This window comes from Rhizobium sp. BT04 (assembly GCF_030053135.1).
GTDB lineage: Bacteria > Pseudomonadota > Alphaproteobacteria > Rhizobiales > Rhizobiaceae > Rhizobium > Rhizobium binxianense.
The window spans coordinates 3,069,138-3,091,080 of the sequence record NZ_CP125652.1 but is presented as its reverse complement, the minus strand read 5'-3'; the positions used below and the strand labels follow the sequence as shown (position 1 = coordinate 3,091,080).

General features: G+C 59.2%; 5 protein-coding genes and 1 pseudogene. 2 read left to right on the top strand and 4 right to left on the bottom strand.

What is annotated here, in order from left to right; genetic code table 11:
• Positions 1-43 precede the first annotated feature (43 nt).
• Together QMO82_RS23265 and QMO82_RS23260 are read left to right on the top strand one after the other, a co-directional pair.
• Positions 44-1,696 carry a GNAT family N-acetyltransferase gene (locus tag QMO82_RS23265; RefSeq protein WP_183609914.1) on the top strand — a complete coding sequence of 551 codons (1,653 nt, stop codon included), beginning with the start codon at positions 44-46 and terminating at the stop codon, positions 1,694-1,696.
• Between the two features lie 133 nt (positions 1,697-1,829).
• Entirely contained in the window at positions 1,830-5,210 is a 3,381-nt protein-coding gene (locus QMO82_RS23260) for a DEAD/DEAH box helicase (protein WP_183609913.1), read from the top strand.
• A 508-nt stretch (positions 5,211-5,718) separates the two neighbouring features.
• On the opposite strand, the gene QMO82_RS23255 is transcribed toward QMO82_RS23260, so the two are convergent.
• The 4 genes and pseudogenes from QMO82_RS23255 to QMO82_RS23240 all read right to left on the bottom strand — a co-directional run bounded on the left by QMO82_RS23255 (position 5,719) and on the right by QMO82_RS23240 (position 21,814).
• A complete protein-coding gene (locus QMO82_RS23255; RefSeq protein ID WP_183609912.1) occupies positions 5,719-6,375 on the bottom strand; it encodes a hypothetical protein in 657 nt (218 codons plus the stop codon).
• Positions 6,376-6,569: 194 nt separating this feature from the next.
• Positions 6,570-6,704, bottom strand: a pseudogene (locus QMO82_RS23250) (twin-arginine translocase TatA/TatE family subunit); the annotation flags it as partial.
• A 21-nt stretch (positions 6,705-6,725) separates the two neighbouring features.
• The gene (locus tag QMO82_RS23245; protein WP_183609910.1) at positions 6,726-12,164 is read right to left on the bottom strand and encodes a hypothetical protein; all 5,439 of its coding nucleotides are present in this window, start codon (positions 12,162-12,164) and stop codon (positions 6,726-6,728) included.
• The gene (locus QMO82_RS23240) at positions 12,161-21,814 is read right to left on the bottom strand and encodes a hypothetical protein (protein ID WP_183609909.1); all 9,654 of its coding nucleotides are present in this window, start codon (positions 21,812-21,814) and stop codon (positions 12,161-12,163) included. The genes QMO82_RS23245 and QMO82_RS23240 overlap by 4 nt, the downstream gene beginning before the upstream one ends.
• Positions 21,815-21,943 lie beyond the last annotated feature (129 nt).

Sequence of the window (21,943 nt, the reverse complement as noted above, 5' to 3'; positions counted from 1 at the left end):
GAATGAAAGCTCCCAAGTGACGTATGGGGTATTGGGGGCGGCCATGCGCATAGATATCATCGATACCATTGCCGGGTTCGAGACGGTACGCGACAACTGGGATCAGGTCTTCATGGACGATCCCGATGCGCAGCATTTCCTCTCCTGGATCTGGCTGAAGAACTATCTCTCCCGCCGGCGCCGCTGGTTCATCCTCGCCCTTCGCGAACGCGATCCCGACGCACCCTATGTCGCTTTTTTCCCCTTGCGCCTCATCACGCATCTGAACGAGAAGACCGGGCTCTTCTACGACGAGATCATGATGGCCGGGAATTTTGCGGCCGATTATACCGGCTTCATCGTCAGGCCGGATTACGAACATCATGCCATCGCCGGTTTTGCTTCGTTTATCAAACATCAGAACTGGACCGACCTGAAGCTCGAATATTTCAGCGGCCCTGCCGGGCGGCGCGAGAAGATGATCGAGGCGCTGCGGGGGCCGGAGGTGATGTTTCGCGACAGCTCGCCTCAGAACAGCGAGAACATTGACAATACGATCTGCCCCATCGTCCCCCTACCGGCAAACTTCGACGACTATCTCGAACAGCGGATGAGCAGCCAGACGCGTCAGAAGCTCCGCCGCTTCCTGCGCAAGGTCGAAGGCGACGATATTTACCGGATCACCATGGCGACGCCTGAGACCATCCATCGGGACCTGGACATCCTTTTCAATCTCTGGCGAACCAAATGGAGTGCCCGCAAGGGCGCGGAGCGGACCGAGCGGCTGATCATCACCACGCGCGAAATGCTGATGGACTGCTTCAACAGCGGCAATCTCGACGTCCCGGTCTTGTGGCATGGCGACCAGCCGCTCGGCGCGCTGGCCAATATCGTCGATCGGCAGAAGAAGGCGATTCTCTTTTACATCACTGGCCGCGACGAGACCTGGAAGACGCCGTCTCCCGGCCTCATCCTGCATGGTTACTGCATCCGGCGGGCGATCGAGGACGGCTTCAAGACCTATGACTTCCTGCGGGGGAACGAACCCTATAAATATATGTTCGGGGCGGAGGAAAGGCGGATCAGCTGTACCCTGTTCCGTACCCGCAGCGGCCAGAACCTGCACGGCGTGCTCAATCCGCGCAGCATTCGTTTCGTCTACGAACAGGCGCTCGACATGTACCGCAACGGCGCCCGTGGTAGAGCGGAGATTGCCTTCAACCAGGTGCTGCAATCTGCTCCCGGCCATACCGGCGCGGAATTCGGGCTCGCCAATCTGCTGTTCGACCGAGGCAAGCTGACGGAGGCACTGACTGCCTACAAGGCTCTCACCGAACGAGCGCCCGATCCGACGCCGATAGAGATGCGGCTTGGCGACACGCAGCTTGCCCTGCATCAATACGACCAGGCCGCCGAGACTTTCCGCCGGGTCGGCGAGATCGGGCCGCATCTCATCCAGGCGCATTACAAGCGTGGCATCGCCCTTGCGGCGGGCAAACGGCTGGCCGAAGCAGAGACGGTCTTTGCTGCGATCCAGGGAGTGCATTCGGACGATCCGGCCGCACTCGACTATGCCGCCAAGGCGAGTGCAGCGCTCGAACGAATCCGCATGCGTGCGGCGCCTGCTCCTCATAAGGTGGACGTCGTGCCGGAGAGTATCGCCCGCTGGAACCGGGGGTGGCAGTTCAGCGAGCGACGCCGGCCGCGCCTGCATTGACGCGGTTTTGTCATGGTGCGGAAATGCGGTCCGGCGGTTCCAGGACGCGCAGATCGCCATGATCTTTGATTTTGAGCTGAGATCGTTGTTAAACAAGCGCGAGCCTATTTTTGCAACTCCTCAGTGAGAACTCATGCAGACCAATGCAGATGGCGCCGAAAGGGAACGGCTTCTCGCCATTCTCGATTTCTGGCACAAAATCGAGTTCTTCATTCCTTACGATCTCTCCAGCCGTGTTGTCGCAGCTGCAGGCCGAACTATTTTCTGGCTGCATGCGGAGACACTCGAGGATGACGGCGCCGCGCTCAGCCGCCCAGCGATCCCCGAGGAGAAGCAGATCACTGGCTTTACCCTGTTCCTCGGCGTTTTCAGCAAATCGGAAATTGCCGACATCCGCCGGCATTTCGACAGCGTTGCGGCCGATTTATCAGAATATGAGGATGCCGAACGCGGCGACCTCGACGGCGACACCTGCTTTGCCAGCCTGCAGCTCTCCCCCTTGGGACAGCCGATGTTCGAAACGTTTTCGGTTTCCACGCTGCCATGGGCTCTGGGACGGGTGCGAAAATCCGGCCTCTCCTCGCTCAGCCACGAGGCATTTGCCGACAGCAAACGGCAGCTCTCGGAACTGCTCCAAAACTTTCGGGCACAGCGACAGCTGAGATCTCCATCCTCCGAGGACACGGACGATCAGCCGATCGACGCCGGCGAAATCCTGACGCTGCATGAATTGCTCTGCAATTGGGCCGGCTTTGCCTCACGCCAGGAAAAGCCCATCGCCGCCGTCGAAATACGCTACCGAGACAGGGCGGAAAAGCCCGAACTCCTCTCCCTGCCGCCACCGCAGGAGAGCAACGCGCCCGATGCCGCCGACGCGGAGGACGAGAGTGCAAACATCGAAGAAGAGATCGGGATCCTAAACAGCTTCTTCATCGAGGATATCGAGCAGGCGATGATGGGGGTCAAACACGGCGATATCCCCAAGCCGCTCAGGCAATATCTCACGCCGCTCGCGCAGGAGAAGCGGATCGACCTCTACACCGAGGATGGACGCCAGGCGATCGTTCGGGCCTTGCATCCAGGCAATCTCAACCGCGGACGTTGGCTGAGCGACCGTCACCACGCGATGAGCCTCATGCAGCAGTTTGCGATCAATTCGGCGATTGGCGACCTTTCGCAAGCAGGATTGTCCTCGGTCAACGGCCCGCCGGGGACGGGAAAGACGACCCTGCTTCGCGACATGTTCGCGGATAATATCGTTCGGCGCGCCCGGGTGCTCTCCTCCTTGAAGACGGCGCGCGATGCCTTTGGCGGTTCGGCGTGCCGCGTCACTTTCGGGGACCGGAGCACGAGCTCCATATCGGCGCTGATCCCGGCCCTTGCCGGTTTCGAAATGGTCGTGGCCTCCTCCAACAATGCCGCCGTGGAGAATATCTCGCGCGACCTTCCCAAGCGGAGCGCGATCGCGAACACGTCTTCATTCCAATATCTGCAAACGGTCGCGCACAAGATCGCTTGCCAGAAGGACAATGGTGCCACCATCAAGCTCTCCGACGGCGACCGCCCCTGGGGGCTGATCGCCTGTGCGCTCGGCAATTCCCGGAACCGCCGCGCCTTCAAGGAACGTTTCGCCTTCATGGAAATCACAGACAGGCCGAAGCCCGGCTGGTCCGGCACCGATAAGCCGCAGACCATTTGGGAATGGCTGAAAAGCTATGACGGACCGACCTTTGCCGAAGCGTCGGCGGCTTTTCATACCGCCGACGACGCGGTTCGCGACAAGATCGGCCAATGTGCACGCTATGCCGATCTCCATGACGAAATCGCCCAGGTGTCGCAGGATGCCTTCTGCCGCGAGGCGCTTGAAGGGGTCAGGGCAGCCGAAAGCGAATTTCGGCAAGCGCAGGACAGATGCAACATGGTCCAAGCCGAAATACTTCGTATCAGGGAAGGCTTGTCGCATCTGAAGGAGGAGGAGCAGCTGCTCGACCGCAGCGCTCCTGCGTGGTGGGAAAGAGTGTTGCCGACCACTCCTGTCCGGCAGCATCGGCAAGATGTCGGCGCCAATGCACGCGGGCAGTTGGAACTGCGCAAGGCACTGGCGGAATGCGAGCGCCATCTTGCAAAGGCTCATGGACCTGCACTGAAACGGGCGTTGCGCGGACATCAGCGGGCCGAACGGGCGCTCAGATCGCAACGAGAAATCTGGTCCCGCAAGCGAGAAGAATTCGATCGTCTTGGGACGATTCTCGATCATCCCACCCTGCCCGGGCGTCTCGGCGATCTCGAGACCGATCAGTTCCAGATTGACGGCCTGTGGCATCAGGACGAACTGGCGGGTCTGCGTTCGGCTTTGCTGGAAGCGGCGTTGACGCTGCATGAAGCGTGGCTGGCGGATGTCGGCAAGAAAGGCGGAGGTTTTGGCGGAAACATCGTCGCTATCAACAAACTGCTTTCCAACAACGGTCCCGCGGACGGCCAGCACATTGCCTTGATCTGGCAGAGCCTTTTCATGATCGTTCCGATCGTGTCGACGACGTTTGCCTCCTTTGCCCGACAGTTCCGCGGTCTCGAAGCCGGCTCGATCGGCTGGGTCTTCATCGATGAAGCCGGTCAGGCGGTGCCGCAAGCGGCCGTCGGCGCCCTGCTGCGGGCGCGCCGCGTCATGGTGATCGGCGATCCCCAACAGATCGAACCGGTCTTCACGCTGCCCAGCGCCTTGATTGCGGCCACCTCGGCGCTCTCGCCCCACACGGCGGCAGGACTATATTCCCCGAACAGAGTGTCGGTGCAGATGCTCGCCGATGCCGCCAACCGCTATGGAACAACCGTTCAGGGCGAGGAGGCTGATGGGCTCTGGATCGGCAGCCCTCTCAGGGTGCATCGTCGCTGCATCGACCCGATGTTCAGCCTCGCCAATCAGATCGCCTATCAGAACAAAATGGTCTTCGGGCTGGAAGAGCGCCGGCCGGCCGGTGACGCTCCGCCGTTTTATGGCAACAGCACCTGGGTCGACATCGGAGGAAGAGTGTCAGGCAAACAGGCCGTTCCAGAACAGACGGGCTTCATCGTCGATCTCCTCACCGCCACTTATCGGCGGGACGGCGGATTGCCGGATCTCTATATCATTTCGCCGTTCAAGGAGATCAAGAATAGTTTGAAGCAGGCTCTGGCCAATGCAGCGTGGGGCGATTGGAACGGAAATACGCGCTCGGCTCCGCCGAAACTGTCGAAATGGCTGCAGGAACGGATCGGTACGGTGCATACCTTCCAGGGCAAGGAGGAAGACATCGTTTTCATGGTGCTCGGTGCTGATGCCGACCATCGCGGCGCGGCGAGCTGGGCCGCCTCGAAGCCAAACCTCCTGAACGTCGCCCTCACTCGCGCCAAGCGCCGATTCTATATCGTCGGCGATCGCAACCTCTGGGAAGGCCTGCCTTACTTCAGGGAGACGGCCGGCGCCTTGGACACAATGCAGGCGGCAGACTTCCTGGCCCGGAACGGATTGGGCTGAAGGATTGGATCTGCGCGTTGAAGCCTTGGCTTAATTCCATCAGGAAACGCAAAAAGCCCGCGAGGCGGGCTTTTGTGTATTTGATATCGAGGAAGTTTGGTTGCGGGGGCCTGAACACATCGAGACTTGTAATTCCCGACACATAGTACCCTACACGGCGGCAATGATTCCCGATCTGGGCTAACGTCGCGCCTAAAGACAAAAGGGGACCGTTCCTGCAACGATATTTTCCAATCCAGACCAATAAATCTTGGCAGTCGAGGGGGGGCCAAATGAGCGTTCACCCAGAACAACGTCGACCACTGTCTCTAAGATAGCTTGATCGGTTGGCAGCAGCGGCAACCGGCGATGAGATCATCCCCATTGACGGCCCGCTGCCGGAATTCTTTGACCTGATCCGCCAGGGGCAGCTAAGTTGCTATTTTGAGCGCCATCCTGCCCCGTACACTTTCACGAACTGGAGACTTGACATCCGCAGCGGCTTCACCAGATACCGGCGACAGACGATTCATAAGCAATCTTTCTGAATGGATCTACACAAGTTCGTCTGAGTTTCAACCCAACGGATTCGAGCTCCGGCTTCATCTGCCTGGCCAGAGCCGGCGGAATTCAAAGCTGGCCTGATATTCTCTATCTTGGATAACAGCTCCTGTTTTGTAAGCGTGTTACTCTGATTGACGTAAACTTTCTGAAAAAAGCCATAGGTTGCAGCTACGAACTTCCCTGCAGCCGCCCAGCAGGTGCCGCCCGCCGTTTCCACGGTTAGAAGGCACGACACCAGAAGATACTTCGCGACCAAATATCCCCCAGCTGAAAAGAGCGTTCCCGGCACATCATCGCCCGGAAGCTGTTGAACTTGGTTCTGGAGATCATTCAGCGCAGTAACCGCTCTCTGCTGAGCAGTTGCCGGGTTGCCGACAAGATCGCTGCCTTTTACAATCTTATCCCCCTCGACAAAGAGTCTCTCGCGCAACAATTCTGCGGCACCACAGGATAGAGATGCGGTACTTCCCGTTGCGAATAGCCAACTGATGTCAGTCGACACTTTTTCACTTTGTACATTGAAAGAAACCATGCAATCGGGCGGTACGTCTTGAGCGCTCGATGTGGATGGCAGCAATGCAAGAACAATTAGCCCAGTAAGAAGAATTAGAAGTCTGCTCATCGGTCATGCCTCCACATTTTCTCAAGATAGTGAAATATCAACTAGAAATCCTCAGGCAGAGATGTTTCGCTCTTATGTGCCGCCATGTCAGCGAGTAGCGCGACCACCGAGAACAGCAGTTCCAAGAAAAATCTCATCACTGTCTGTGCCCCATCTCCCGCTCACCCAATGCCCGTGCACGGTTTTGTTGGTCAGTCTTTCAGATGCCGCTTCAGGCTCCCGATGCCCTGACCGATGTCACCAAGCAGACCGGAGATGCGGCCGCGGCCGAACAGAAGCATGACAATCCCCAGAACAATCAACCAATGCCAGATGCTCAAGCTACCCATCAGTTTCTCCTTTCCTGTCTGCTACGTTTTCTCAAGGAATGGCACGCGCGCGCTGAAGCGCGGGCCTGACTCAACAAATGAGTTCAGCGCGAACATGCTCCTAAGCGGGACCGGTTCCTTGCGGTAGGCTGCCGGCATACGCCGGTCCACCTCTTCGACATAGGCGACGATACGGCCCCGGCCGAGATCATCAAGCGCGTCGGCTGCGAAGTTGAAGTCGACCTCCCAAACCAGGTTGGCGTTTTCGATCGTCGGCTCGACCTCGCAGTGAAAGTTCTCATCCATCGCCGGGCCTACTGTCGTGCTTTTTACCGGGATGGTCTCGATGGGGGTGCGGACAACGCCGTTCTCACCATCCTCAACCTCGTGAAACAGCGAAAGCTTCATCTTTGGCCGGCGAAGTGTGTCGAAATTGGCCGACCACGCCTCGTCGGCGCCGGGAAGCAAGTCTGGGAAGATATCCTTGATATCATGTGATCCGAGCCCGCTGACCCTGATGGAAACAAAGCGATCCTGTGTTTCCTTGCCCTTTGTCGTGATTTCGATCTGGCGCTCGGCCAGGAGCTGCATGGCCACGCTCACCGGCTCTGACACCATGATGCTTGGAGAGATGGACTGGGCCTGGTAACGCACGATCCCGAAGCGAACGAAAGGTTCCGACGCTCGGATCGGTTTGAGATCGACATCCACGTACCACTCTTCGCGATCGAGGTCGAAGCATGGCTCATAGGTCAGCAGGGAAACGGGAAGATATTCCGTGGCCGTCCCCGAGGCAGCGCGAGGGATGGGCATGAGTGCGCGTGGCACGATCTCTGGGCGATGCGGGGCCTTTCCAAGCCGCTTCAGATCCTCGAAAGCATCCGGAGGTATAAAGTTCGCCTCTTGGTCCGTGGGGTCCTTGCGAATTGGATCTCCGCCCCATCGCGTTATGAAACTGCCCCCCTCGCCTAGGTCGGAATCTTCAAAATCGCGCAGTCTCAGGTTCCGGTCGTTGAACCTGATCTTGTCCGCGTCAACGTCGCTGCTCTTGAGAGTGGCGTAATCCGGCGGCCAGAGCACAATTCCGACCCGCTCGCCCTCACCCGAACTGAACCACCCGCGCCCGAAATAAAGCCGTGTCTTTGCCGTGCGTACCAATATGTGCTTCTTGCCATCGCCAGCCGGTTCGGACTTGCGGGAGATGGTGAAGGAGGGCTCGGGCCGCCGCAAATCGGGAACGGCCGGCCGCACCGTCGATCTCATCCAGATTTCGGCATAGTCCGTATTCATGACGGCCTGGTCCGTACGCTTGAGCGGCTGGCGACGATAGAGAAGCTGTTCCCTGCCCTGCAGGTATCGCGGTGTCGTTTCGAAGGCCGCGGCATGTCTGGAAGTCGACACGAGTTTCAGGGTGAGCTTTCGGGCAATTGTGTCCTTGAACACATGAGGACGCTGTATCTTCAGTACGCGTGTCCGTCGCGAAACATCCTTGGCCCCTTCTTCCATGGCCATCTGAAAGGTGATCGGAACCGACATACCAGCCGCGGCAAAAAGCGGTGCGAGCTCGATCTGGGTCAATCGGTCTGTCGTGGGACCAAACACGGGCTCGCCGGGGTTCTTTCCCGTTGGCGTGGCGCCGAACTCAAGGTCTTCTGGCACCTCGCAGGTGATGCCGGTGTCCACAAGCGAGATTACTTGCCCAAGTGCGCCGTGAGCGGGCAAGTTGCCGACATTCAGTAGCGTCACCGTCTGTTGGGGCAAGGTCACGGAGCCGTCCTCGGCGACCCTGAAGCCAACAACATCGGTCGCAGACACGTAAGCACGTTCGCCATCCTTGGTCATCATTACTGGCCACCGTCCGGTACGCTTGGAGATCGAACTGCGCCCGCGGTCGCGGGAGTCGAGAAGCGCGCCATCGGTTGCAACGGTCTCGGCCACGATCTGTAGGCTGTCGACCAAGGCGAGATCGACTTCGATCTGCCCCTGAAGAAAGAGGCCGGTTGCCTTCAGCTCATCGCTGAGCTTTGGATTGAGAATTACGTCACAAGCCAATTCGTAGTCCTGGCGGACAGCCTTCAGCGACGCCTTGTTCCGCCAATTGGCCAAAAGCGCCGGTTTGTTGACGGCATGACACACCCGCAGCGTCGTGACGGCAGCGACTTCCTCAACCGGCCACTTCGTCTTCATTGCCGCCAGGAGATTGGCCGCAACCTTATCGACAATTCCCTGCGAAGGGATTGCCTCGCCACAAAGTCCGATCACTTGCTGGCATTCAACTGCTGGACCACATGCATCCGCGATCTCTCCGCCGCAGATCTGTGATAGGAGCTCCAGCTTTTTTTTGTCGGTACCTGCTGCCTTAAACAGCAGTGCTATTGTTTCAGACACTGAAAAGCGCCTTGCCAGCATTGAACCTGCCGGAAGGCAAGCGACCTCCAGATCGTAATCCTCACCTGCATAGAGCCTCACCTGGACGTGACTGACCCGCGTGCCCCGTCTGGGCTTTGTCAACCCAAGCTTGCCGGCATCGTCAAGCCAGGTTGGTCCGGCCACGACTGCAATCTCGCTGATCTTCGTTGCATGTGCTGGGCGAACGGTCTTCGAGTTGCCAGCGGCTTTCGCGACGCTCACGACGAGCGGTAGCACATCCGGATATCCCTGTTCGGAGAACGCCGGCGCCTCGATCGAGCCTTCGAGATAACGATCCCCTCCCCGGATACGGGCTCTTATCGAATAGTGGTTGATGGCCGGATCCACGAGATATCCAATCCCGCCGTTTGGCGTCGCGTTGGTTCCACCAGGCTCGAAAACAGGAATGCCTCGCTCTTGCAGGTCTTCCTGTGGATTCGCCAGCTTGCGGCGATAGATTGCGCCTTCCGGATCAAACGTGTCCCGCTTGCTGGTGATTACAATCGGAAAACCACTGGGGCGTGGTGTGTTCGTCGCTTGAGACGGATCGGGCAATGGTCTCGGCGCGAACGATACGTCCAGCAAGCCACCTCGGCGAACGCGCGGCACGTTGCCATTGTCGAACTGCCCGTGACGCACGACGAGATCAAGCGCGGCTTCAGGAGCAATAAGAATACGCATCGTACTTTCCGGCGTCGTTCGTACGGGCCCTCCGACATATTCCCCTCTTATGTCGTCGAGGTCACTGATTGTTTCGAGCGCCGAAGAGACGTCGTTCCAGGAACGTACGATGGCCTGGTCGGCCTGTTCATAGCCCATATGAAGCGATCGCGCCTCCGCAAGGTGCTTTGGTAGCATCAGGACCGGGGCCGCGATGCTCTCGTGGCGAAGGAAGCGACGCGGCTGGGCAACATCGCCGACGGCAACCGGTAGAACGCTTAAACTGTCGGTGGTGGCCTTGGTGCTCTCATCGGAGGCGTCGGGGGAACCTCCCCCGAGGAACATTGAACGGCAGCGGCACATGTACGGAAAACCGAATCGCAACGGTGCTACACGGAGCCCTTCCTCGTCAGGCAGCGCAAACGTGCGATCGAACGGGAAAAAGCTCGGCAGATCGACGTTCCCCACACCGGCATCCGTGAGGACGCCGGCAGGCGTGCCATCCCAGAGGAAAATCGCTTCTTCCGCGACAGCTTCAACGTCCTGTCCGGTGATCGGCATGTAGCGAGCTGCCACCTGAAATGACACCTCCTCGAGGATGCCCTTTTGCCCCTTTCCCGGAAACAGTTGTTTCAGGACTGCTTCAGCGACCGGATCTCGCGATTTGAAATCGAAATCAACGTAGCGATGCATAAGACTTCGCCAGGTGACACTGCTAAGTTTCGCGCCAGGAGCCACCGCCGCAATGTCGATCCTGCGACCGACTGTCAATTCCTCTGCATGAAGGACGATCACGGCCCCCTTGCCCGGTAGTGTTTGCGCTTGCATCGCCGACAGGGCCAGATCTCGCGCGATCTGGTCGGCGCGGCCCCGATCGAGGATTGTAAAGCCGGCAGTATGATGTTCCTCCCCACGGTCTCGGCCCGTGGTCTTACCATCAATGGAACGGCGAAGATCGAGCGACACGATATCGTAGCGCGGAACTGCTGCCTCGCCGCCCCCGGCATTGACCTTGCAGCATGTGCCCAACCTCCAGATACCATCGCGCTGCTCGACGAGATCGTCACGATGAAGGATCTCGAAGCTTCCATTCGTTTTCGACTTCACCACGTGGGCTTCGAAGGCGGACACCGGCCAGAACCCATTTTCATGACGCCGCGCGGCCGTGGCAATCAATGCGCGCCGCGGGCTTGGCGTCCAAACGGCCAGGTGGACCTTCTCGGTCGCAACCTTTTCCGTCAGACGCGCCTCCTCGACCTCGAAGTCGATTGCCATGCAGAACAGCCGTGCGAGCGTCGGATCGCCCTGCAGGGCGAAAAACACACCTCTGTGGCGCTCGCGGAGTGCCGCAGCCGGCACCTGATCGGGTTTGTCGTCTACCACGGGGCGGGAGGTTCTGCTGTCGCTTCGGTATTTCGCTCGACGCTGCAGCCAAGTTCCATACTGGTGTGTTGCCCGTCGCTTGCCGCGATCGGAGGTCGGAGGGCCGGCGCCAACTAGAGGGGCTTCCTTTGGAACCTGCTCAGCGACAACATCACCGGGTTGGGGGATAATCGAGGCTGTTGTTGGTTTCGGGGCGTCATTGGCGATGGCAGGCCCGCCTGAGACTAGAGCCGCCACCTGCAACGAAGTCGCCTGAGTGCGCTTGCGCTCCTCGTTGGTCCCATCGGTGACCGACCTGAATTTTTCCTCATAGCCGGCTTCCTCCGGCTCTTCGCGCTCATCGAGAACAGCGAAAGGTCCACCCTGTTGCTTTGCAAGGATGCGGACGGCACGCTCCGATTCCTCCTCGATGGCAAGGTCACTTTGGCGGATTGGAATCACCCCCTTGACGGTAACAGTCTGTTCCGCGTCATGGGGCGCGGCGATGATGGCGCCATGCGCATCAATAACGGGCGTTCCCGAATATTCCTTCTGCAAATCAGAGGAGCGTTTCGCGCCCGTCAGTGACCGCTCGATGTCGAGTGCCAAGTCTCTCCAGTTACCAGCTATGGGTCCGGCAAGGGATCCTTGCCATATCGCATTTATCTCCGTCCACCGGTTGGGGTTGTCGAAGGCTTTTGAGGCCGCGGCCTCCAAGAGTACCTCCTGCCAGTCCGAGCCGGGGGCGATATCAGGGATAGCCGCTGCAATGATGGCACGTGCATGGAGCCGCAGTCGCGCATCGCCTGCAGGCGTCACTTTGCCCGCAAACGGTCCTTCAGCGCGACCGTTGCGCATCCTCTCCGCCATTTCCTTCGGCCAATTGGCGAACTCGAAGGCGCCGTCTTCCGCCGTGAAAGGCTGCTTGCTGTCGTACTCAGGTGTCGCGATCAGGGTGAACTTGAGAACATCCCCATTTTTTCCCTTACGCCGGCCATTGGCAACCACGCGAAGCAACGGGCGGACAGGCACGAAAAGTTGGTCGATCATGGTGACAATCCCTCGAGCAGGCCGACGTCGAAGTAGGCCGCGTAGCCGTTCCAGTCCGTGAGTTGGTTTGCAGTCTTGATTTTGGTGAAGCCCGGCGCGTCCTCGACGGGGCTGCCGGTAGTGATGGGATCAATCCCAAAGGGAGCGTCAGCGGTGGCAAACCGGGTTTTTCCGCCACCGTCAGGCAGCAATGCCGCTCGCTTGGAGCCGAGGGAGTTTTCTTTTTTAAATGCTGTAATTGAATAATCGTAGTCAGCTATCCCAAGGCTAAATGAAAACGAATAAATCGCCTCGCCGTACATGGCTCCGCCTTCGGCGGTCCCCAACCTCACGTAAAGTGATGTAGAAAACTGGAATACCCAGATACTCGCCGACCCACCTGCGAAGAAAGTCCCGTAAATCTCTGTAGTTTTTTTGTTATTTACCTTGAGAATGCGGACAAAGACACCGGCGGAAATTCGGCATTGGGCGCTCAAGGGACCGAATCCGATCGCACCGCCGCCGCCGTATTCGAATGACGCTTCAAATCCGCGGACTCCATCGGCCGCGGCGTAAATTGAAAAATATCCTGACCCGACGAACGGCAGAACGCCCATGCCGAAGGGAGACAGGCGCCTGCCAAGAGATACCTTGAAAAGGGATTCGTCGTCCCCGAAGGGCAGCTCTGCGGAAACGTTCAGTGACACATTGAAAAACGATGTGACGCCCACGCCGATTGTACCGAGGTTGATTCCGTATCCGACCTCGATGCCCGCGCCGCGCGTCATCGGTTGAATGAAGACGCCGTTCCCCTCCTTCGGCGTAAGGTAGCTTTGCAGTTGCTGGGCGAATTCTAGGTCCTTGCCGATTTCGAAGTCCTCGTACTTGACATCGAACCGCGCGCTGGACCCGCTGCTGACGCTAAAGGCGGCTCCGCCGAACGAAAGGCGCAACGCGTCGGCTACGTCCCCGATGAGATAGATGTCGAACGGGCCCAGATTGGCGCTTGCGGAATAATCGCTCTTTTGCGTCAGGAGATCGTATGAGGCCCTGACGACAATATTGAATTCAGAGCCCTGTTTCGGTTGGAAGATATCTTTGGCGCTTGGCGGCTCCGCTACGGTCGAGCCAAAATCGTAGGAGAACTTGACCTTGGTTGGAATGAGTGCCGCAATGGAATCCTCGAGCTGATCGCGGAATGCTCCAAGATCGACCGCCGACAGGACATTGCCGCGAAGAAGGTCTTTGCCCATTTCCTTGGCCTGCTCGACGATGAGCAGCGGCGATGCCTGACCATTGCTCCATCCACGCAGCGCCAACACAATTCGCTGGCGCAGTTTCGAGCGCTCGTCATCCTTGAGACCCGCGAGCTTGCGGGCGTCCACAAAAACCATCACCTCCTGGGCCAGGCGATCACATTCGGCGAGCACGGCGTTTTGCTCTTTCGGATCCTTCACGTTGCAGGCGCCGTTGCCCGCAGGGCCTAGTCCGCTCAGCGTCTCGACGATGAGCGCCCTTCGGGCGAATGGGGCAAAGAAGGTGTTTTCGGCGGCTTGTGACAGGAGCTGGTTGCGCAGGACCTTGATTTGATCGTAACCGGTCGCCAGCTTGTCGAAGAGGCCAAGGGTGACGACCGCGTTTTCGGCGGCCTCCTTCATTTCCGCTGGCGCGCCCTCAAGGCGCTTTTGCAGCGCGCGCCATTCGCGCAAGAGTGCGGATTCGAGGTCTCGCAGGTCCTTTGCGGCTTTGTGCAATTCCGAGACGCCACCATCAAGGACGGAGAGCTCCTTCAGAGTGGGGTGACCGCCTTCTTTCAGAGGGGCGGCGAAGAGCGCTACAAGCGTTGCCTGATCAGTCGGGATAGATGACACCTTCAGATTGCCGTAGGTGGTCAGTTGCACTCTAATGCTCGCAAGCCTTTTCTGCAGGTTCACCACTTCCGGATCGAGCGACAATCCTGCCTTCGACGCAAGGCCGTTCAACAGGGGAAGCTGGTCTTCCAGTGTTTTGATCCCTTGCGCCGTCCCTGCTGTGGTCGTGCCGATCGAGGCAAGGCCGAGATCGATCACCGGAACGAGAGCTGAAACAAGGCTTTTTTCAAGGAGATCCGCCCGGCTGCGGGCATTCTCGAGGGCTGTCCGCACCGTTTGGTCGATGGTATTGAGGTCGATGCCGTTGCTGCTGGCGAAGACGACGACGTTTCCGGCGATCATGCCTGCGGCTATGAATTCGGGGTTCTGTTGTGCAAACTGTCCCGTCGACCTGACGATTGCGGTGAGGTGATCGGCAATCGCTTTTGCCAGGAAGCGGATCTGCTTTGCAAGCGAGCCGATTCGCTCGATTTTGGCAAGGTCAATGTCGTCGCCCGAAAACGAGAGGTCGAGATCAGTAACGGCCACGGTGAGATCGACGATGTCGCTGTAGAGCCCGGCAATCTCGTTGGACACACCACCCGGTCGCGAGTCCTCGACGCCAAGGAACGTCTCCAGGTTGGAAACGAACGTAGTCAGCTTCGATGAGACCGCTTCAAATCCGGACGAAGAGGCCGCTTCCGTAACCGCGGGCAGTGAGGCACGAACTTCCTCGATTGTCTTGAGGGCGGTTGCAAGGCCCACTAGCAGCGATGTGCTCGCTTCCACCTTCTGATTGACATCAAGCAACGGCAGAGTCGACTTTTGCGGCGTTGCCAATTTTAGAGGCGCGCAGGCCTCGATTTCACGCAGAAGGATGTCGGCCTTTACGGACACCACCTGGTCCGGAAGCAGGGTTTTTCGTGCCTCGCGAACCGATGCGGCAATCGGCGCCGTTACGGTCTGCCGGAAGCTTTCCGCCATACCGTCGACATCGATGCCGAGCACCTCCGCGGCGAACGTTCCGCCGGCGTTGAGGATCTCCTGAAGTTTGGCGTTTTTAACTGCATCCGCCACGCGTTTGACGCTGTCAAACGCGTGGCTCGCACGCTCGACGCCGGCGACCAGCACCTGAATTTCGTCGGGATACTGCTTGAGGCCCCAGTCGATCGTGTCTGTAAGCAGTTGCTCGGCGTATCGGTTGAGCGCCGCCTCAAGGCCGAGCGCGGCGCGACGTTCAGCGTCCGCCGCAGAGGTTTTGAACGCCGCAACCGCAGTTTTTGCGATGTCTATGGCCGTCTTGACCTTCGAGCTTACCTGGGATTGATACTCGCCGACGCCTGACATGAGAGCGGCCTCGACGGATTGGCCCTGTAGGAGCGACAGAAGCACGTTCTTCAGGGTCGGCCGGATCGCCTGACGAGCGGCGTCCCTGACAGCTTCGGCGAGGATCGGGCCAACGCCCTTGTCTGGCGGTGACGAACCAAGAATCGCCTTGCCCAATGACGCGGCGTCCTTGTTGATGTCGGCGACCAGGGCCTTCAGAACGACTGAGAGATCGAGCGGCACGACTGCGAGCGGGAAGAGATTAAGAAATTTCATCGAAGCCTCGAGATCGACCTCGGACTTAGGGACCGCGCCGGCCATTTTCCCGTATATCCAGTCGGCGGCCTGTTCGGCCACGTCGGTGGCAGCCGCGTCGAGCAAATCTGTCGCCAGTTGCTCTAGGCTTGCGACAAGCGGCTGCAACTGCGCAATCGCGTCTGTTACTTCCAAGATGCGCGCCTGCAGGCTGCCGATGACAGCGTCCTCAAGCCGTTCCACCGGGTTCGACGCGATAATGGAAAGTCCGCGAATGAGTTCCCGGGCAGCGGAATGCACCGCCGCCAGTCTTGGGACGAGCGCCGTGGCGTCCTCGGCCGCCAGTGCTTCGTCCAACGCCTTCTCGACGGATGACAAGCCTTGATTCACCTCGGGATAGATGTCTGCAAGGCTGAGTGCGGTGGATTTCGAACCGGCCCCAGGAATAGGGACTTCTACTTTTTTGTTCCGGAGCGACTGGTCAAGTGCGTTCCATTCGGCGCGCAACTGCCGGATCACATCGCGGAGCGGTGCGAGAACGCGCTCGCGCACGTCGTTGCTAAGGCCATCGAGTTGGGAGTTGGCGTTACGCAGGGCGGCGGTGCCGTATTCCAGTCCCTCCTTCAAGACGGGGATGCTGTCCAACTTGAGGTCGAGCAGCGTCATCAGGTCCTTGAGCTTGACCGTGCCAAGCAGTTTGGCGTCCAAGCTGAAGAAGGACTGGACCTGATTCAATATCTCTAGGTTGGCGGCATCCGGCGTCTTGGGCGCGAAGGCAGGCTGCCGGTCTTCTTTCAGTGGTGTCAGCGCCGGCCGCGGCACTTCTTTATTGAAGTAGTGTGCCAGCGAAACAAGCGTTGTCGACCCCATCGCCGTGTCGAGCTTGGCGTCGATGGGCTTTCCGTTAACCTGCTCGACCTTGTTGACATCTGGGGCCTTGTTTTGGCGACCAGTGCTCCACCAGGTCGTTTCGTCGCCTCCAAGCGGGCCCTTGCTTCGGCTGATCGCCACAATATTGGATTCGGGGCGGGCAATCCCGCCTGCGCGGTCGCCATTGCCGCCCATGCCGAAATTTAGCACGCTGCGCAGGTTGAGAAACACTTCCTGGGGATTGGCATTGGCGCCCTTCGCCGGTTCGAGGCCGCGCGCCACGCTGTCCTTGTCAAATCCATAAAGGACATAGTGTCCGTCGTATTGCACCTCCACAGCGCTTGGCGTGCCTCCGCTCAGGCGCTCAACCGGACCTAGTCTGATTTTTGCCTTCTGCATGGCTGGATAGAAGGGCGGCTGTCCGGCACCTTCAAGCACGCCCGACGTGACGAAGTTGTCGATGCCCTCCAGTTCACCCGTCCAACTGTCTGCCTCGACGACGCGAGTCCTGCCATGGGCGCGGACCAGAATCTCCTCGGTTTCGAACTGAGCCTCACCGGCTTTGCTGTTGGGTGCAAAGTCGATCTTGCCCCCGCCGACGGCCAGGGTGCGATTTCTCAAAAGAATGTCCTGTAGGCCGGGCGTAGCATCGGGAGCAAGTTTGCCGTTATAGTGATCGACTGCTCGCTTGAGGGACTCGCCGGTCGTTGCAGCGATATTGTCGACGAAAATCATGGGCAGCGAGGTCGGGGTGCCGTCAAATGTCACCTCAAAGCGGTGCAGGCCGTTGGCGGTTATATCGGTGCGCGGCCAAAAGGCCAGTCCTGGCCCGTCACCCAGAAAAATCCGTCCATTGAGGCTTTCCGGATTCTGTTCACTCAACGGGCCGAGGGGGATGCTTGGGTCTAGGATATCCGGCGTCTTGTCAGCAAGCAGCCTGACCCTCTTGGCGCACCACATGCGCCCGGCATGCGGCTGCGCGAGCGCACCGTAGAGCTTTTCGGGCTCGCTTATGCGCAAGAACATCCGCTGCCGCAGCATTGCTTTGATGCCGCTGTTTGGCGTGCGAAGAAAGATCCGTTCCGTCAGTTTTATAAAGGAAGCTTGATGTCCTAATGGTAGGCAATAACCCTTGTATACAACTTCCGTTCGAATATCTCGACCGAGCACGATGTCCTGCTGCAGGGTGTCGATCGAGAAACCTTCGAATATTTTGCGGCCGCGGAAATCGTTGGCGCCTGCCGAAGGCTTGAAGGACGTTTCATGTAGGAACGAGCCGCCAAGCGCAGTCAGCGACAATGCCTTAACCTTGAACGAGACGGGCTTATGAAGTGCCTGATCGTCAGTCGCATCGAGCAGCGAGAATGCCTCGCCGGGCTCGATCTGGCCAGAATCCGTAACAAGTCCACCAGCGCGATCCGCGTCTTCATCACTGCCTGCGGAAGCTTTCCGTTTGCCGATGACCGGGAGACCGTAAGTCGATGTCAAAAGGACCAGTTGGTGACGGTCGAACGCATCGAGCGATGTGCGGAAAAGGGTATAGTCTTCGACGGGAAGGCTCTGCCGGAAACCTGCGCGTTCGCATAGCCAGCGGATGAGCCTGTATTTGCTAGGCGCCTTGGGGGCCAGGCAAAGATCGGGATCCTTGAGTTCATCTGCAAGGGTCTGCGCGGCCACCGTACCGCTTTCAAGCTGCTCAGGCCCGATAAACCAGGGGGCATAGGGACCGCGTGGCGGAGCACCCTCCCCCGGAAACCGCGCAGTCCCCGGCTCACGAGGACCGATGAGAGCCGACGGACGAAGATCGGGTGAAGAGACGGCCCTTAGATCCGGTTTGAGAAAGTCAGTTTCGAGCCGCACAGACCATAGGTCGCGCGGCTGGACACTCACGGTTTCGATTTGCCCGGCAAGACCGGCGCCCTCTTCAAGCCCGATCGGCTCGCCATCAACCGGCGCGACGGGACTGTCGTTTACGGAAGAAGTTACTTCCGGTGGCATGCGCCGATTGGTGCGCCACACCGCGTCCTGGGCTGTCGACAAAATCAGGCGCGCAGGAATCTCGATGGCCGTTTCGAGGTCGAGCGGCTCGCCAGGAAAGGGCGCCTCGCCTCTTCCGGAAAGATCGGCGACACGTTCGCTCTTCAGCGAGGCGCGCACCTCAGCCATCCGCGATGCACCGGTGATAGGCCCTTCCGAAAAACCCTGAAACCGCATCATTGCGTGGTCGCTTGGGTTGGCTGAACGGCTCCCGGGCCGAGGAAGGAGACCGGAAGGAAGGCTCTCAAAGAGCTTTCTGGCGCGCTTTGTGACCGCAGGCTCGAACCGCGACCAATCGGTCAAGCCTTCGAATGTAAACGGGATAGGTTTGAACCGGGAAATGCCAGGTCCGGTTCGGCTGGGCCCATCGTCGGAACTCGACATCGTTCCGGCCTCATAGGCAGTGGCAGTTTGTGGCGGATCGCAGTCGATGCGGAAGGCAAGCCTGCTCTTGCCCGAAAGGCGCGCTCCGACGAGGTCCGGGATAGCATCGAGTCCGAGCGCGAACTTGGCGAACCGGTTGACCATCAGTGCGACCAACATTGCGAGCTTGCCCTCGTCATATCCGACGAAACGATTGTTTTCGATCAGGAACTCGCCAAACTCTGGATAGCGTGCCGGGTCAGCCTCAGCCGGCATGATAAAGCCGATCCTGTCAAAGATCTCTTTTGACGGGACGTTGTGCTGGACAAGTGCGAGGTAAGTGACGATTGTGTCACGCCAGAAAGTGCGAAACACGCCGTAGAGGGGCTCCAGCGACTCGAACACCGCCTCATTGCGAAGGGCGCTTCCGCGGTAATCCGGCGTTGCATTACCGGCAACCGCAGGCGACGTCGGGTCAGGCTTTACCGGAGCCAGCTTTCCCAGCTTGGAAAGAGGCCCGGCCGGGTGCGCGTGGACGTTAACGCGCGCAAGCAGGTCGTCAACCTCGGCTTCTACTGCCGCAGGGCCGATCTGCGTTATCAACACGCGCGCAACGCCCATGCCATCCGCATCGATTGCAAACGGCCCGATGTAGATCTGCTGGTCGGAAGGAAGCGTCTTCGCCTTTTGCGCAAAAGCCTCGGCCATTGCCTTGAACGGCTGCGGCTTTCCAGACTTTGTTTTCCCCTCCTGCTGAATCTTCAGGCCTTGAATGGTCAGCCGAAGGTTTTTTCGTTTCTCCCGGTCCGCCTCGTTCGCAAGGGCAGCAAGAATGTTCTCCCGGGTCCACCATTGGTCGCCGGCATTGGCTGGTTTATCCAGGTCGACGTCGGGAAGCGGCGGAGCCTCAGGGCGAAAGATGGCTGCCTCCATTAGATGTTGGGGGCTGAGTTCCGCGACAATGATTGGCCGAGTATCATGCACGGCGCCATCGTCGCCGATATGGACGCGCGCATCGTCGCGGGCGGGCACGATCCTGGGCTCAGGCTTATATTCAAGCAGGAGATCGCGAAAACGAAGGCATAGCTTCATGAGGTCGTAGTCGCGCCCACACGTGAGCGTCGCGTCCGAAAGATCGAAGGACGCGCGTCTTTCACCAGGAGACATCGGCCCGAGCCAGACGAAGCTCCCGGCGATCGGACGCGGGTCTTCGCCGCCTTTCAGTTCCGCAATCGGCGCGCCGTCCTCGTAGACCAGCCTGAGATCGGAACTCCTGAAGGTTAGCCGGCTGAAGCTGGTGTCGGGAAGAGCAGCATTGGTGGAGAATAGCGAGACGTCGAAGTGGATGCGCCGTATTGCCGAAGCGTCGGTGTTTCCGTACGGACGATCATGAAGGACATAAAGGGTGGCATCGGGTACGCCGCCACGATCGCCGTTCACAGCCTGGAAGAAGCGTGCGAGATGGTCGCCTGTCGCGTCGACAGACGCGATCGGCTTGCATGCCTGCGGGCCGGTGATTGTCACTTCGAGCGGAGCAGCCTCAGGCTTATCCTTCGCGGGAGTAGTTTCAGGAGGAAGTGCCTCATTCGAGGAATCCGCCCCCTCGCCCTCAGTCTGCCGGCGGCGCGTCGTTGATTGCGGCGCACCAATTCCGAGAAGGCCGACGGGAGAGGGAACATCTCCCTTCTCCTGCCACTTCAGATGTTTCGCATCCGGCTTTCCGACCAAGGGGCCAGTACCGCTGGCTTGTCCCCATAGGACCGTACGCCGTACCCGCGGCAGGTTGGTCTGGGGAGTGTCGGTCTGAGCGAACACAAGATTTCGGCCTGCGAGGCCATCAGTCAGGGTCCTTGTGCCGTTGCGAACCTGAAGAACGCCTTCACCGATGCTGAGGGCCGAAACGACCTGCATTTGTCGCGGCAGCGACGAGGCGGGTCCAGTAATGACATCAAGATTGACTGTACAGAGATCGCCGGGGCGCAGCCTGACTTGGTGACCATCGGACCGGCCAATCTCCAGAACGCCAGCGCTACCCGTCAGTTTCACATCATTAGGGCCCGCTTGCCCCGAAAAATAGATCGCTTCCGTCGAGCCGCTCCGTGCCGCATCCGTTGGGGCCGCCTCGGGATTTGCCCGCCGCCATGCAAAATTGAACTCGGAAATATCCAGCCGGCCATCCAGAGCCGAGACGGCGTTGTCACCGACTCGCTTGACGGTCCAAACCAGATTTCGATCCAGCGTCACTCGGAGATATCCGGACGAACCCGGCCTTACGCCGACCTGACCTGCGAACATGATGTCAAGGGTCGACCCGACGCGACTGTGAACGACATCCTCGAACGGCAGCGGTCGGGTGCCTGGATCCGGATCGGGATCCATGAAGGCATGAAATTCCGCGGGCCTGCTTGCGCGGATACTATCCACGCCGCCCTTCGTCAGAACCCACAGGTCGGTTATGTATTCGATGGTCCAACGCGTGCCCGGCCTCTGAAACCTGAACCCGATGAAACCGGGTTTGCTGCTGCCAGCTTTGACTGTCGACTTATCGCCTTTGGCGAAGCGCAATCCGTAATCGACGTTGCGAGCATAGACAGTGCGCGCCGGAGCGGGCCCGACCTTGCCGATGTCTCCCGCTGCCGGCTCTTCCATGTCGAAGTAAGCTGCCGGCCCAAAGGCAAGTGCAGGTATGTTCCACCAGCACGCGACCACACGAGTGTCCGGCGACGCGGCATTCGCGTCAGCATTCGGCTTGCCCGCGGGCGTAACCTTGATCTCGAGAACGGTTAGCGATCTCTGGTCCTCGGCCAGTTCAAACTGCAGATCGTACCAGGACTCCCCTTCCGCGTGGCTCTTGCTCGCGTACAACAATAGCGGCGCGGCGCCGAGACCGCCAAGCAGACCACGGCGGGTTATCTGCGGATTGATAATGTCCTGCCAGCCGACCGGACGCGCGTCGGTTCCAAGCCCCACTGCTGCCCCCATACTTGTTCGACAAGTTCGCCCGTCACCAGGCGTAGATCATTGCGACTGCCCAATTGATTTACACGGGCGAACAGATTGGAAACTCGACGGAAAACGGGCAGAGACGCCCTATCTCCG

Excerpts from the sequence above, each read along its gene's own strand:
- QMO82_RS23265 (WP_183609914.1), top strand. The coding sequence starts at position 44 with ATGCGCATAGATATCATCGATACCATTGCCGGGTTCGAGACGGTACGC.
- QMO82_RS23260 (WP_183609913.1), top strand. The coding sequence starts at position 1,830 with ATGCAGACCAATGCAGATGGCGCCGAAAGGGAACGGCTTCTCGCCATT.
- QMO82_RS23255 (WP_183609912.1), bottom strand. The coding sequence starts at position 6,375 with ATGAGCAGACTTCTAATTCTTCTTACTGGGCTAATTGTTCTTGCATTG.
- QMO82_RS23245 (WP_183609910.1), bottom strand. The coding sequence starts at position 12,164 with ATGATCGACCAACTTTTCGTGCCTGTCCGCCCGTTGCTTCGCGTGGTT.